Raw genomic sequence first — 14,637 nt, 5'->3', positions numbered from 1 at the left:
GGCCCTCGACGAGTCGAGCTCCATGCAATTTGGTATGAGAGACGACTTCCATACTGTTGAGAAGCCTGCGCTTTGCGTGGGGATTTAGGAGACGCGCGTGCCCCTCTGGAAGAATGGCCGTTTCGAGGCAGACATCTATACGCTCGCCGGCGACGAGGACGCCTTGCCGGACGGCGCCATGATCGTCTCGCTGAAGCGCTTCCTGGCCGAAAAGGACAGCCTCGCTTCCCGCAACGCGCCGGTCGGGGTGGTGCTGCAGCCGGCCGACGACATCGACCTTCTGGCGGAGGCCCTGCCGAACCTGCCGCTGCTGGCCCTCGCCTTCCCCAAATTCGGCGATGGCAGGGCCTTCTCCCTGGCGCGTATCGCCCGCGAGCGCTACGGCTTTGCCGGTGAGTTGCGCGCCGTCGGCGACATCCTGTTCGATCGTATCGCCTATATGATCCGCTGTGGCTTCGATGCCCTGGACATCAGCAATGGCCCGACGATCGCCGCGCTGGAAGCCGGCAAGGTGCCGATCTCGCACAAGCGCTATCAGCCGACCGGCAGCGACGAAACCAAGGCCGACAAGCTCAAGCCCTGGCGCCGGCTGGGATAGCCCGAGCATAAGGCGCTCGAGGCAAGCCGATCATCTCGCGCAATGGTGACCTGCAACCATCAAGCTTGCCCTTGTCCAAATATCGGCCCACAGTGCCTGGGAATCGGAGGCTGCATGCTCTCTTTCCAGGTAATGTTCATTCGGGCCATGTCTTCGGCTCTCGAAACCAGTCAAGCCAGCGCCGTCACCATCGGTCACCGTATGCCCATCCTGGCAACACTGCCATTCTGGCCCCACCCCGACAATCTGATCGAAGCCAGCCTCATGGTGACTGAAAAGTTCGAGGCTCTTGCCGAAGGCGCGGTTGCAGCGACTGGCGAGATGGCCGCGCTCGGCCTGCGCGCCGCTTTCGGCAAGGCCGATGCACAGGATCTGGCGTCCGGCTTGATCTCCGTTGCCGTCGCTGCCGCCAAGCCAGCCGAGCAACGGGTGCGGGCCAATGCTCGACGCCTCTCGCGCCACTGATGTGTGGCGTCGGCGCCAAGCGCGGCGATTGGTTCCATTCAATGGACAAGGCAGCCGGCTGGGCGCCCTGTCAGTTCCCCTGTAGCGTAGCCGGGCCATGGAAAAGGTTTCTCTGAGCCAGGAGAAGGAAACCCTTCTCATCACCCTCTACGCCAAGGGCCAGGAAAGCCACCTGCCCGACTCGCTTTTGCAGGACCGCTTCGCAGCATCGGCGATAGACCGGATCGATTACGATTTCTCGCGCCTCGGCATCAACCGCGACATGATGATCGGGCTGGCGATGCGCGCCTACATCCTGGACAACTGGGCCCGCGCCTTCCTTGCCTTCCACCCTGACGCGATCGTGCTGCATCTGGGCTGCGGCTTGGATTCCCGGGTCTTCCGTATCGACCCACCCGCCAGCGTGCACTGGTTCGACATCGACTATCCCGATGTGATCGCGCTCCGGCGCCGGCTCTATCCCGAGCGCGATGGCTACAGCCTGATCGGATCCTCCGTCACCGATCCTGCCTGGCTCGAGACCATTGTGCCTGAAGGTCGCCCGGCGCTGATCCTTGCCGAAGGCATGTTTCCCTATCTGCAGGCCAACCAGGCCGTTCCCCTGCTCGACAGGCTGTCCGGGCATTTTCGCAGCGGCGAGATTGCCTTCGATGCCTATAACAGCCTCGGCCTGCGCATGATCCGCAAGCAGCCCTCCATACGCGCCACCGGCGCACAGCTGCATTGGAGCCTTGGCGATCCCCATGACATTGAACGCCAGATCCCGCGTCTCAGGCTGATGCAGGAATTGCTCGCCTATGACAGGCAGGGTTACGATCCCGCGCAGATCGCCCGAATGTCCCGCCCTGCCCGCCTGGCCGTCTGGTTGTTCAAGGCCATCCCCGTCCTCGGTCGGGTCGGACGGCTGCTGCGCTACAGGTTCTGACCGACCAAGCGACTGGCGATCGCAGAGCCACTTTTCAGATGCGGTCCGGACGGGGAGCAGGCTGGCTCCAGTCTTCTTCCACAGCAAAGCGCTTTAGCTTTTGACGCTGATCGTCAGCCTCGGCGAGCATCCAATCGCGGAACGACATGATCCCGGCGTCCTCGCTGCGGCCTTCCGCGCAGACGAGGTGATAGGTGTGGTCGCCAGCCATTTTGACACCGACATCGAACAGTCTGATCAGCCGCCCTTCGGCAAGGTCGTTGGCGATCATGGCGAGATCGGCGAGGCCGATGGCGCCGCTGTCGATGACGGCCTGCACCACATGGCTGGTATCGGAAAAGGCGACGCAGCCACTATCGTCGAAATCCTGGACACCGGCAGCGGCCATCCACATGCGCCAATTCGGCCAGACCAGATCGCCCCGGCGCCACTCCCGGTAGCACAGCGTCTGCCGCTTGAGGTCCATCGGCCTTTGGAAGCCGTCGCCGGCTTCGAGCCGCTTCGGACTACAGACGGCGACGACGATGGTGTCGAACAGCCGGACTGAACGAAGACCGTCATATCGACCGTCGCCGAAACGGATGGCGAGGTCGACATCGTCGACCTCGAAATCACGGACCTCATCGGTGATGTCGAAACGCAGGTTCAAGCCTGGATGGGCAGCCCGGAAGGCCGGGAGCCTCGGCAGAAACCAATTGGTGGCAAAGCGGGCGCCAAGAGACAGGCTGAGTTGCGCCGATCCGCGCTGCAGTTGCCCGGCACGGCTGACCGCGCGCTGCAGAGTGTGAAGTGCCTCGCCGACCGCCTCGAACAGAACCACACCCGCCGGAGTGAGTTGGATTCTGCGGCTGGTGCGCGCGAACAACACCAGGCCGAGTTGTTCCTCGATCTCCTTGACCTGATAGCTGACCGCCGCCGGCGTCAGGCCGACCTCCTCGGCCGCGCGGGTGAAATTCAGATGCCGGCCCGCCGCCTCGAACGTCTTCAGGGCCCGGGTCCCCGGCAGGGTTCGCTTCATCGATCTTCAAGCCAATTTTGATGTTTCATCGAGAATTACTCGTTTTTCATGGCCTCATCAATCATCCATGACAGTACGACTTGACAATCAAGGGGCCGGGAGGCGGCGACCTGACTTCTCGGCACCCCCATATGGAGTGATTGCATGTCTGTCGGCACCGCCCCTTGCGAGGCGTATCCGGGCGATCTCGCCCACCCCTCCCCGCCCGATCCAGGCACGGCCTTCCGCTGGCCCGCCCGCCTGTGGATCGTCCTTCTCGTCTCGAGCGGGGTCATCCTGCTCGATGGCCTCGACGTCTCGATGATCGTGGTGGCGATACCGCAGATCCAGCGCGAATTCGGCATGAGCGCCGCCACCGCGCAATGGCTGGCCGGCGCTTATATCCTGGCCTTCGGCAGCTTCCTTCTCCTGGGCGGGCGCTGCGCCGATCTGTTCGGCCGGCGTCGCATGCTGGTCTCGGCCATGGCCGTATTCGTCCTCGTCTCGGTGTTCGGTGCCTTCGCCAGCGATCCCTCGCTGCTGATCGCCTCGCGTTTCGTCAAGGGCATGGCGGCGGCCTTCACCGCACCGGCGGCGATGTCATTGCTGACAACCACCTTTCCCGAAGGCCCCCAGCGCAACAAGGCGTTCGGCATCTTCAACGTCTTCGAGGCCTCCGGCTACTCTTCCGGCCTGTTGATCGGCGGGCTGCTCGCCACGCTGAACTGGCGGGCCGTGTTCATCCTGCCGGTACCGGTCGCCTTGCTGATCCTGTGGGCGGCGCTGCGCTTCGTGCCGGCAGACCCGCCCACCGCCAAGCGGATCCGGCTCGACCTCGGCGGCGCGCTGACCTTGCTCGGCGGCATGCTGACCTTGGTCCTCGCGCTCGTCTCCGCCGCCGAAACCGGCTGGCTTTCGCCATGGACCATCGGTGGCCTCATTCTGGCAGGCCTGCTGCTTGCCGGCTTTGCTGCCATCGAGAGCCGTGTCGAGGAGCCCCTGATCCGCCTCGGCCTGTTTTGCAATCGCAGGCTGGTGGCCGCGAATGCGAGCGCGGCCCTGCTCTATGGCGGCGCCATGGGCTTCCAGTTCCTGCTTGGCCTCTATCTGCAGAACCTTCTGGGCTGGCAGCCCTGGCAGATGGCGCTCGTCCTGCTACCCGCGGGGTTGATGGTGGTGATGATCGGCCCCAAGCTCGGCGCGCTGATGGACAGGTTTGGGGTTACCCGCATTCTGCTCCTCGGCCTCGCCGCCTTCGTGCCCTGCTACCTGCTGGCGCTCCGCCTCGGTCCGGAGCCGGAGCTGTGGACCCTCTTGCTGCCGGTGTCGCTGCTCTGGGGTTTCGGCTTTGCCCTCAGCATCTCAGCCTTGATGGTTGCCGGAACCAGCGGCGTCGCCGACGAGGAACAGGGCCTCGCCGCCGGTCTTCTCAACAGTTCCCTGCAGGTCGGCGGCGCCTGCGGCCTTGCCGTGGTCACCGCGGTCATCATGCCGGCGACGGAGGTGGCCATGCTTTCCTCCGGCGTGGTGGTCAGCCTGGTCTTCGCATTCCTGACGCTGCTTGTGCAGCTGGCCCTTCGGCGCGGCTGAGGGTACAGGGCCGGAGCGGTACCGGGACAGCTCTCAATTGGTCTGCTTCTGGAACTCGAAGATCTTGCGCAGGAAGCCGGGCGCAATCGCCGAAAGCGGGTTGACCGTGAGCACCGGCGCATTGACCCGGCCCGATACCTTGAAGTTGATGGCGAACAAGCCGCCATATTGGCCGCCGCTCAGCAGGCCGCCGATGAGCGGGATCTTGGAGAAGATGTTGTTCAGGGCATAGGCAGGCACGAAGGTGCCGGTGAGGTTGACCCTATCCGTGCCATAGTCGAGGGCGCCCGACAGGCTGACGCCGACATCCGGCCCCCAGACGACCGAATCCAGGATGCCGATACGCGAGGCCGTCCGGGTGAAGGCGAGTTCGAGTCTGGTGAACTGGGCGGAGTCGCCGCTGCCAGGCGCATATGAAGAGAGTTTGCCCGCATTCTTCAACGTGCTGCGATATTGCCCCAGAGCCGTCTCGTTCTCCACCGAGAAGCTGCGCATCACCAGGCGGCCGCGCATATTGTCGATCACCGGTGAGAAGCGGGCACCGAGCGCACCGCCGCGCAGACGGGTGTAGAGATCCAGGAAACGCATGACGGCACCGGCATTGGTGGACTGGACCGTGACCAGATTGCCGTCACGCCCCTCATTGCCCAGCGAGGCGGTGAGCTGGCCATTGACCAGCCTGCTGCTGAGATCGAGCTTGCGGATCGTCGTGCCCTTGCTGTCCAGCATCAGGCCGAGATCGGCGAGCGTCTCGTCGTTGAAGCCGACCACCTGGCTCAGCCTGATGTCGGCATTGACGCTGGTGCTGGCGCTGCCGCCCTTGGCCCGCTTCTGCAGCATCGACAGCAAGGGGCGGGCATCGAGCCGGTTGCCGCGCACGAATACCTTCCAACCATTGCCGAGCGGCTCGAAAACACCCTGGAAATCATCGCCAGGCGACAGGCTGATCCTATCCATCATCGCCTTGCGCAGCTTGTTGTCCGGGCCGAGCGTCACGGTGCCGCGCAGCGAGACCGGCCCGCTGTCCAGCGTCAGCTTGTCGAGCGTGCCGCCGCCCTTGTCGGCGGGATCCCAACTGAAGCTGAGCTTGCCCGGAGCGCCGGCCGGCTTCTGCCAGCCCGGCAACAGGTCCTTGATACGCACCGCGGCCAGATCGATGTCCACATCGTAGCGCGGATCGCGCGGATCGGCGACCGGGTGAATGTCGGCCTGAACGGGGCCCGTCAGCGCATCGCCGAAATCGAAGCCCTTACGCTTTCTCGTCGCCTCATCCAGGATGACGCTGAGGGCCATCTGCGGTTCCTGTCCTTCGGCCTTGCGCAGGTCGAAATTGGCCGGCAGCCCATCGAAGACGCCCTTGCCGGTGAGCAGCATCAGTCCCGGCTCTAGCGAGAGCTTCATCGTGCCGTTCTGCAAGCTGCTGCCGGCAACGTGATCGATCTGCATTTCCTGCACGCCGCCCGTGATGGCATATTTGATGTCGTCAGGACGGGGATGGTCGATCAGCGGCAGGTCGAGCTTGACCTTGAGATCGGCTATGCCATTGACCTCATCCGGCTTGATATCCATGCCCTTGGCGGCCTCGGCCAACGGCGGCATGGTCATCAGCTTGGCTACCGCCTGTGCCGGACCTTTCACTCCGAAAACCGCGGACTGGCTCGGCGGCTTCTGGGCGAAATCGTTGATCTTGTAGGTCCCGTCGGCAAGGGCGAGCGTACCGGTGTCACCGGTCTCGACCGAAGCGCTGTCGATACTGACGGCAAGACGACGGCCCGAGAAATCGACCCTGCCCTCGGCATCGCTGATCGGCGGCAGCGTATCGACGATCTGAACAATGCCTTTCGACATCGGGACCGAGCCGGAAAGCGCCTCGTCCGGCAGGGGGGGAGTCTTGCCATTGACCGAAGCGAGCGCTCCCTGGGGAATAGCGAGCTTGAGCGTCGCTCCATCGGCGACACCGCCCTTGATATGATCCTCCAGCCAGATCTTGGCCTCAGGTATCGAGAAGACGGGCCATATCCGGGTCAGCGCCACGGCCGACAGGGTCTTGGCCTTCGCCGTCAGGTCGATCGCGGGGGTCTTGCCGCCGAAGCCGACAGCGCCGCTGAAATCAATGGCGACGGTCGGCCCCAGCACCTCGCCCTTGTCCAGGCTGAGACGATTGGTGGCGGGATCATAGCGTCCGGCAAGATCGATGCGGTCGAGCTTCAGCGGCGGACGTTCCTCGCGGCGGCCTGCCAGCAACACGTCCGGCGCCTGCAGATCGTAGGTCCAGACCGGCCCCGTCGCGTCGGAAGGCGGAACGACCTTGCCCTTGAAATCCAGGATGCCCTCACCCGATCTGACCATGGCCTGGGCGACCTGGACGGTGCCCGCCGTCTTGTTCCAGCTCAGGCTGATCTGAGCGCCATCGAACACGAAGGGCGGTTCCTTCGGCTCGACATTCCAACTGCCCCCGGCGCTGGTAACGCTGACCTCGGCCATCTCGACCGAACCGTCGGGATTGATGGTCGCACGGGCCAGCACATCGAAGGAGGCCTTGACCGATGGCTGTTCGACACCCGGCGCCAACGCGGCCACGAGTTCGGTGACGCCAATATTGCTGGCCTTGACATCGATCGAGCGCGGTTCGCCGTCTCCTCCTTCGGTGGTGGCATTGATGGAGCCGCCCGCAGCGGCCAGGGCCACCGACAGGCCACCGGCAGCGGCGGTCCGGCGAACGGTCAGATCGATGCCGCGATGAATGATGTCATGGCCGATCGCCTGGTCGTGCACCGCCAGAGCGGCATCGCGCAACTCGACCCTGTCGATGGAGCCGATCGAGGCGATCATCGTGTCGAAGCCGTTGAGAACCGCCGCAAGCGACAGGGCCCCGCCCGCGGGTGGGGCCGTGGTATCGACCCCGGCCTGGAGCGTGAATCGGCCGTCGATGCTAACATTGACGGTAGCCGCGGCGCCCTCCACCACGATCGAGCGCGCCGTGACGTCGCCAAGCAGCAGCGACGTCAGATCGAAACCTGCATAAACGCGCGGTGCCGAGGCGATCACGACGTCATGTTCCCTGACGGTCACGCCGCGGATCATCGCAATCAGCCCCTCCGGGCGGCGTTCGATCGCCACATCGTCCAGGCTGAGACGATAGCCCGGCGGCAATTTGGCGGCGATGGCCTGATGCACGGTCTGGGTGATGAAAGGCAGCGATAGAGGACCATTGCCCAGCCGCCAATAGAAGATGCCAATGGCAGCCCCGACCACCACCGCAGCCGTACCGACCACGGAAACGGCACTTCGCAACAGCACCCGGCCGCTACCGCGCCGCGGCCGGGCCGGGGAGGCCACGGGCGGTGCTTCTGAATCTGCCGGCAACGCCTCCACGGGATGGTCGTATGGCAATTGGCCCGCAGCGTTCTCCAGGGCCGCCGGTTCATCGGCGGCAGCCGTCGTTTCATGCACTGCGTTATGTGCGTCCCTCGCCATCAACGATTCGCCAGCCCCTTGCGCTCGATCCTTCATGCCCCACGGCATGCCGCTGGGATCATGGCCTCACCCAGGTTGCCGCACCGTTAAGGAAACGCAGTAGGATGAAGATGCAAATTGTTGAGATAAGTCGACAATTTAATATCGTCTTTCTCACGAATACGCTGGGCAAACACACACCGGACTTCCTCATCCCGATAGATGAGGGCCATGGATGCAAAACGGCCTGGACCGTGCCTGCTCCGAAACATACACGATTGTGCCTTGACGTACCATTTTGCCGAAAGGATGGCATATGCATCCCCTGCAGGCCGGTGAGGCCGCTCCCACCTTTTCTCTGCCACTCGCCGATGGCGGCACGATCCGGCTTGCGGATTTCCAAGGCCGCAAACTGGTGATCTTCTTCTATCCCAAAGCGGATACACAGGCCTGCACCCGTGAGGCTGTGGAGTTTTCAGCCGCCAAGGCGGATTTCGCCGCCGCCGGCACGGAACTGCTCGGCGTCTCGCATGACCCTGTGCGCAAGCAGCAGAAATTCGTGGCAAAGCACGGATTGACCACGGCAATCGCCTCCGACGAAAGCCTCGATATGCTCAATGCCTACGGTGTGTGGGGTGAGAAGCAAATGTATGGTCGCACCTATCTCGGCATCGAACGCACCACGCTGCTGATCGACGGCAAGGGCGTCGTCGCCCGCGTCTGGTCGAAGGTGCGCGTCGCCAACCATGTCGCCGAAGTGCTCGAAGCAGCACGCGCATTGGCGTAATGGCAATCTTGGTTTTCATTTAAGCGGGATTTGGAGTGTCAGCCCCACTCCATCACCTGATGGAGCTGAGAGGCTGACACTCCGTGTTTCCCGCCCCTTCATAAAACAAACGCAGCCGTGGTGCCAAAGGCGCACTCGGCCTATTCATCGTGTGAATGGATCGATGAATTCTCGCAATGGTCGCAGGCAGGGCTGGTTCTTATAGCGCCCTCGCCTTACGATGCCGTCGTGACATGACGAGACCCCGATGAACAAACCGCTCGGCCCGATCCGCAGGGCCTCCGCCTGCCCGCATGATTGCCCCTCGACCTGCGCCCTCGAGATCGAAGTGCTCGATCGCAACACGATGGGCCGGGTCTATGGCGCCGCCGACAACAGCTTCACCAAGGGCGTGATCTGCGCCAAGGTCGCCCGCTATGCCGAGCGCGTGCATCACAAGGATCGCCTGCTCCATCCGCTGTTGCGCACCGGGCCAAAGGGATCGGGCCAATATACGCGCATCGGCTGGGACGAGGCGCTCGACCGCACCGCCGAGGCCATGCTGGCCGCAGAACGCGACTTCGGAGCCGAAAGCGTCTGGCCCTATTACTATGCCGGCACCATGGGCCTGGTCATGCGCGACGGCATCAACCGCCTGCGCAATGCCAAGCTCTATTCGGGCCAGTATTCCACCATCTGCACCTCTCTGTCCTGGTCGGGCTATCTCGCCGGCCATGGCCGCATGACCGGCACCGATCCGCGCGAGATGGCTCAATCGGACTGCATCGTGCTGTGGGGCACCAATGCGGTGGTGACGCAGATCAATGTGATGACCCACGCCGCCTCTGCCCGCAAGAAGCGCGGCACCAAGATCGTGGCCGTCGACGTCTATGACAACGCCACCATGCAGCAGGCTGACATCAAGATCATCCTCAAGCCGGGCACGGACGGTGCGCTGGCCTGCGCCCTCATGCATGTGCTGTTCCGTGACGGCTATGCCGACCGGGCCTATCTCGCCAAATTCGCCGATCACCCGGCCGAGTTCGAAGCCCATCTGGCCAGCCGCACGCCGCAATGGGCTTCCGATATCACCGGCGTGCCGGTAGCGGAGATCGAAGCGCTGGCCAGGCTGCTCGGCGAGCGCCCCCGTACCTTCTTCCGCCTTGGCTATGGCTTTGCCCGTTCGCGCAACGGTGCGGCCTCGATGCATGCGGTCAGTGCCATTCCCGTGGTGATGGGCGCCTGGCAATATGAGGGCGGCGGCGCGCTGCATTCCAATTCAGGCATGTTCGGCTGGCGCAAGACCCTGATCGAGGGGCTGGACGTGCGCGACCCCAAGGTGCGCGAGCTCGACCAATCCCGCATCGGCCCCATCCTCACCGGCGATGCCGAGGCATTGTGCGGCGGCGGCCCGGTGAAGATGCTGCTGATCCAGAACACCAATCCGATGGCGGTCGCGCCTGACCAGGACCTGGTGAAGCAGGGCTTTGCCCGCGAGGACCTCTTCACCGTGGTGCATGAGCAGGTGATGACGGATACCGCCCGCATGGCCGACCTCATCCTGCCGGCTACCATGTTCGTCGAACATGACGACGTCTACCAGGGCGGCGGGCAGCAGCACATCCTGCTCGGTCCCAAGCTGATCGAGCCGCCGGGCGAATGCCGCAACAATCACGAGGTGATCAGCGCCATCGCTGCCCGCGTCGGCGCCGAGCACCCAGCCTTTGCCATGGATCCGCGCGAGCTGATCGACCGCACGCTTCAAGCCTCCAAGCGCGGCACGCTGGCCGAGTTGGAGGAAAAGCGCTGGCTCGACGTGCAGCAGCCTTTCGAGGACGCCCATTTCCTGAAGGGGTTCGGCTGGCCGGACGGCAAGTTCCGCCTCAAGGCCGACTGGCCGAAGAACCCCTATGCGGCTCCCGCCAAGTTCGGGCCCGTGCACGACATGCCCGCCTTCCCCGATTACTGGACGGCGATCGAACTGGCCGACGACATCTTCCCCTTCCGCCTGACCACCAGCCCGGCCCGGAACTTCCTCAATTCGAGCTTCACTGAAACTCCGACCTCGCTCGCCAAGGAAGAACGGCCCGATGTGCTGATCCATCCCGACGATGCCGCCGCCCACGGCATAGAGGATGGTGACAAGGTCGAGCTGGAAAGCCCGCGCGGCAAGGTGCGACTGCATGCCAAGCTCTTCGAAGGCCTGCGCCGCGGCGTGCTGGTGGCGGAATCGATCTGGCCGAACAGCGCCTATGAAGACGGCAAGGGCATCAACACCTTGACCGGGGCCGACGCGCCCGCCCCCGTCGGCGGCGGCGCTTTCCACGACAACAAGGTCGCCATCCGCAAGCTTCCAGCTTTGGCGTCATGACCCGCGACGAATACAACGCCTTCTGTGGCACGCTCCCGGCCACCAGCCATGTGGTGCAATGGGGCGGCGCCCATGTCTGGAAGGTCGGCGACAAGGTCTTCGCCATCGGCGGCCAGCAGGACGGCGAACCGCGCTACACCTTCAAGGTCAGCGACATCTCCTATGAGGTGTTGAAAGAACAGCCGGGTCTGCGCCCGGCGCCCTATCTGGCCTCGCGCGGCATGAAATGGATCCAGCATTACGCCGAACCCGGCCTGAGCGACGAGGATCTGCGCGATTATCTGCGCCAGTCCCATCTGATCGTCTCGCGGGGCCTCTCGAAGAAGAGGCGGGCCGCGTTGGGCCTGCCGGGCTAACCTTTACGTGGCCCCCTTCTCCCGTAATGACGAACGGTGTCACCTGCCTATTTGGGACAACCAAGATGGACGCCTCCGCAGCAGAAGCCGTGATTGCCGGCCAGCTCGCCGCCTATAATGCCCGCGACATCGAAGCCTTCATGACCTTCTGGCATGAGGATGCGCTGGTCTTCGAGCATCCTTCGACCTTGCTGGCGGCGGGCGCCGCCGAAATCCGGGCCCGCCACCTCGTTCGTTTTCGCGAACCCGATTTGCACGGCAAGCTGATCGGCCGGCTCTCGGTCGGCACCCTGGTGGTGGACCGCGAAATCGTCACCCGCAATTTCCCAGAGGGCCGAGGCGAGGTCGACGTGATGGCGATCTACGAGGTCGAGGACGGCAGGATCGCCAAGGCCTGGTTCAAGCTCGGCACGCCGAGGCATGCCGCACCTGGGGACTGAAGAGCGACGTGTGCCAATCCACCCGGCCACGTTTCTCACCCCTTTTCCATCCCTCCATCGCCTCGCCTTTTGACAAACTGACCTCGCCGGCAGCACCATCCCACGGACCATCAGCGAGGCAATCCGTGAGAGGAGCCGGTCATGGCCGTCGATCGCAGCCACAAGCGCACATTGGGCAATCATCCCCTGCATCCCGAAACCCTGATGCTGGGCTATGGCTATGACCCGGCCCTGTCGGAAGGCTCGGTGAAGCCACCGGTATTCCTCACCTCCACCTTCGTGTTCCAATCGGCCGAGGATGGTCGCGATTTCTTCGACTATACCTCCGGCCGACGCTCGCCCCCCGCCGGCAGTGCGGCGGGCCTGGTCTATTCGCGCTTCAACCATCCCAACACCGAGATCGTCGAGGATCGCCTCGCCATCTATGAGGGCGGCGAAGCCGCCCTGCTGTTCTCCTCGGGCATGGCGGCCATCTCCATGGCTGTGCTGGCCTATGCCCGTCCCGGCGATGTCGTGCTGCATAGCCAGCCGCTTTACGGTGGCACCGAGACGTTGCTCGCCCGTACACTTGCCGATTTCGGCATCGGGCACACGGGTTTCATCGACGGTCTGCATGCCGCAACAATCAGTGAGGCGGCCGACAAGGCGATGACGGCGGGCCGTGTCAGCGTCATCCTGATCGAGACCCCGTCCAATCCGGTCAACACCCTGGTCGATTTCTCCCTCATCAGCGAGGCGGCCGATCGCATCGCCGAGCTCCAGGGTGCGCGGCCGGTGATCGTCTGCGACAATACACTGCTGGGTCCGCTCTTCCAGCGCCCCCTCGGCCATGGCGTCGACATCGTGGTCTATTCGGCTACCAAATATATCGGCGGCCACAGCGACCTGATCGCCGGCGCGGCCATCGGCAGCAAGGCCGTGCTGAAGCCCGTGCGCGCTTTGCGCAGTGCCATCGGCACGCAGCTCGATCCCCACACCTGCTGGATGCTCGGCCGTTCGCTCGAAACCTTGTCGCTGCGCATGCAGGCGGCCGCACGCAATGCGATTGCCGTTGCCGACTTCCTGGCCGCTCATGCCGGCGTCGCCGCCGTGCATGCCTTGCACGCACTGCCGGAAGACAGCCCGGCGCGACGGGTATTCGAGCGCCAATGCACCGGCGCCGGCTCGACCTTCTCGATCGAGATCAAGGGCGGCCAGGCCGAGGCCTTCCGGCTGCTCAACGCACTCAAGGTGTTCAAGCTCGCCGTCAGCCTCGGCGGCACCGAGTCGCTCGCCAGCCATCCCGCCTCGACCACCCATTCGGGCGTACCGGCCGAACTGAGAGCCCAGCTCGGCGTGACCGACGCGACCATCCGGCTCAGCGTCGGCATCGAGAATGCCGAGGACTTGATCGCCGACCTCGCCCAGGCGCTGGAGGCCTGAGCGGGCAGACATGCTGGGGAACGGGCGCGTCAGTCGTAGAAGTGCGGGGCCTGCCTGAAACCGGTCCAGGCCTCGGGATCGTGGCCCGGCACCACGGTCGCCCCCACCCGGTCGGCGAGGAAACGCAGCTTGCGTACCGACCGCGCCACGTCGCTGGCCGAGCACATCAGGCCCGGCAGCGCCTTCTCGTTCCAGTGGTCCCAGGTATAGGCGGCATCGATCGCCAGCAGGAACGGCCCGCTGTTCGGAAGGTTGACCAGCACGGATTGATGGCCGGGCGAATGCCCTGGGGTGAATAGGATCCGGATGCTGCCATCGCCATAGAGATCGAAATCGTCGGTCGCCTCCCCCTCGAGGAACTGCCAGGCGAGGCCCGGCCGGTCGAAGTCACGGCGGACATAGGCTGCCGCTGCGAACCAGTCGGGGGCGAAGGCGTACTCATATTCCCGGCGCTGCACGATGTGCGTGGCGTTGGGAAAGCGACCGACGGCGCCGCTATGGTCCGAATGCAGGTGCGAGAGCAACACGAAGCGGATATTGCCGGGCTGGACGCCGAGAGCCTGAAGCTGGGCGAGGCAGCCTTGTTCGGACGTCATCACCGGCCGGAAGACTTCGACGCTGCCACCCCAATAGGCACCGGGATCAGCAAGGCCTTCAGCCGCCAGACCTCCGTCGATCAGCACGGCTCCCTTCGGATGCATCACCAGGAACCAGGGAACCGGGATCTCGCAGTCCTCCCCCTCGCCCTGGTTCATCTTGATGTGGTGCAGCTTGCAGCGCTGGGTGCCGGACTGGAACATATACAAACGTAGACTAGACATTCGAAACTCCGACTGCTCGCCGAGGCGGTCATCCTCTCGCGCTCTCATGGTAGTGGCGATCCTGGGTGATGCCGCCATAGCCATAGGTCGTCGCCCGGCAATCCACGATGTGGACATTGGAATGGGAATGAACGTTTCCAATTATCCCCGACAGCAGCTCAAAGGCCTGGGCGAGGAAGGCGGCCTTCTCCTCCCGGGTATTGGTCTCGTCGGTGACCGTCACTTCCAGGCGGAACGAGTTCTTGCCGAGCTCCGCCAGGGACTGCCCCGCAATGAACCATTGCTCATGCGGCAGATAGTCGACCGTCACCAGGGTGCGATCGGGCTCCTTGCGCAGGACGGTGCAGGTGAGACGCGCGACTTCGTCGGCAAGGCGGCGGGTGAGGCTGCCGTCGGCCTGGCCGGAAACGGTGAGAAAGATACCGGGCAT

The 14,637-nt window shown here is 64.2% G+C and carries 13 protein-coding genes; 9 read left to right on the top strand and 4 right to left on the bottom strand.

Annotation, left to right across the window (positions count from 1 at the left end):
- Positions 1-97: 97 nt before the first annotated feature.
- The 3 genes from ACN6KF_RS05735 (at position 98) to ACN6KF_RS05725 (ending at position 1,988) form a co-directional block, all read left to right on the top strand.
- Positions 98-598, top strand: coding sequence for a DUF934 domain-containing protein (locus ACN6KF_RS05735; RefSeq protein WP_434955912.1), 501 nt, complete (start codon positions 98-100; stop codon positions 596-598).
- Between the two features lie 114 nt (positions 599-712).
- Complete coding sequence (locus ACN6KF_RS05730; protein ID WP_434955911.1) at positions 713-1,063, top strand: hypothetical protein; 351 nt, start codon at positions 713-715, stop codon at positions 1,061-1,063.
- 97 nt (positions 1,064-1,160) lie between these two features.
- Complete coding sequence (locus ACN6KF_RS05725; RefSeq protein WP_434955910.1) at positions 1,161-1,988, top strand: class I SAM-dependent methyltransferase; 828 nt, start codon at positions 1,161-1,163, stop codon at positions 1,986-1,988.
- Between the two features lie 34 nt (positions 1,989-2,022).
- On the opposite strand, the gene ACN6KF_RS05720 is transcribed toward ACN6KF_RS05725, so the two are convergent.
- On the bottom strand, positions 2,023-3,006 hold the full coding sequence (locus ACN6KF_RS05720; RefSeq protein WP_434955909.1) for a LysR substrate-binding domain-containing protein: 984 nt from the start codon (positions 3,004-3,006) through the stop codon (positions 2,023-2,025).
- A gap of 144 nt (positions 3,007-3,150) precedes the next feature.
- Here ACN6KF_RS05720 and ACN6KF_RS05715 point away from each other — a divergent pair, with 144 nt between their 5' ends.
- Positions 3,151-4,575, top strand: a complete 1,425-nt coding sequence (locus ACN6KF_RS05715; RefSeq protein WP_434955908.1) for an MFS transporter — start codon at positions 3,151-3,153, stop codon at positions 4,573-4,575.
- Between the two features lie 33 nt (positions 4,576-4,608).
- Here ACN6KF_RS05715 and ACN6KF_RS05710 read toward each other — a convergent pair whose 3' ends face one another.
- Entirely contained in the window at positions 4,609-8,052 is a 3,444-nt protein-coding gene (locus ACN6KF_RS05710) for a YhdP family protein (protein WP_434955907.1), read from the bottom strand.
- 295 nt (positions 8,053-8,347) lie between these two features.
- Between ACN6KF_RS05710 and ACN6KF_RS05705 the strand changes: the two genes are divergently transcribed.
- From ACN6KF_RS05705 to ACN6KF_RS05685, 5 genes are all read left to right on the top strand, one after another.
- On the top strand, positions 8,348-8,818 hold the full coding sequence (locus ACN6KF_RS05705; RefSeq protein ID WP_434955906.1) for a peroxiredoxin: 471 nt from the start codon (positions 8,348-8,350) through the stop codon (positions 8,816-8,818).
- A gap of 247 nt (positions 8,819-9,065) precedes the next feature.
- Positions 9,066-11,168, top strand: a complete 2,103-nt coding sequence (locus tag ACN6KF_RS05700) for a molybdopterin-containing oxidoreductase family protein (RefSeq protein WP_434955905.1) — start codon at positions 9,066-9,068, stop codon at positions 11,166-11,168.
- A complete protein-coding gene (locus ACN6KF_RS05695) occupies positions 11,165-11,524 on the top strand; it encodes an MmcQ/YjbR family DNA-binding protein (RefSeq protein WP_434955904.1) in 360 nt (119 codons plus the stop codon). The genes ACN6KF_RS05700 and ACN6KF_RS05695 overlap by 4 nt, the downstream gene beginning before the upstream one ends.
- Positions 11,525-11,589: 65 nt before the next feature.
- Complete coding sequence (locus tag ACN6KF_RS05690; protein ID WP_434955903.1) at positions 11,590-11,964, top strand: nuclear transport factor 2 family protein; 375 nt, start codon at positions 11,590-11,592, stop codon at positions 11,962-11,964.
- Positions 11,965-12,105: 141 nt separating this feature from the next.
- Positions 12,106-13,386 (top strand): cystathionine gamma-synthase family protein, encoded by a 1,281-nt coding sequence (locus ACN6KF_RS05685; RefSeq protein WP_434955902.1) that lies wholly within the window; start codon positions 12,106-12,108, stop codon positions 13,384-13,386.
- A gap of 29 nt (positions 13,387-13,415) precedes the next feature.
- Here the strand turns inward: ACN6KF_RS05685 and attM are convergent, their stop codons facing one another.
- Both attM and ACN6KF_RS05675 read right to left on the bottom strand, forming a co-directional pair.
- Positions 13,416-14,207: an AttM family quorum-quenching N-acyl homoserine lactonase gene (gene attM / locus ACN6KF_RS05680; RefSeq protein WP_434955901.1), complete on the bottom strand. Its 792-nt coding sequence runs from the start codon at positions 14,205-14,207 to the stop codon at positions 13,416-13,418.
- Positions 14,208-14,235: 28 nt separating this feature from the next.
- Positions 14,236-14,637 (bottom strand): tautomerase family protein, encoded by a 402-nt coding sequence (locus ACN6KF_RS05675; protein WP_434955900.1) that lies wholly within the window; start codon positions 14,635-14,637, stop codon positions 14,236-14,238.

This window comes from Labrys methylaminiphilus subsp. lupini (assembly GCF_051161885.1).
Lineage (GTDB): Bacteria > Pseudomonadota > Alphaproteobacteria > Rhizobiales > Labraceae > Labrys.
The sequence above is the reverse complement of the archived record's forward strand: the minus strand, read 5'-3'. Positions and strand labels throughout refer to the sequence as shown.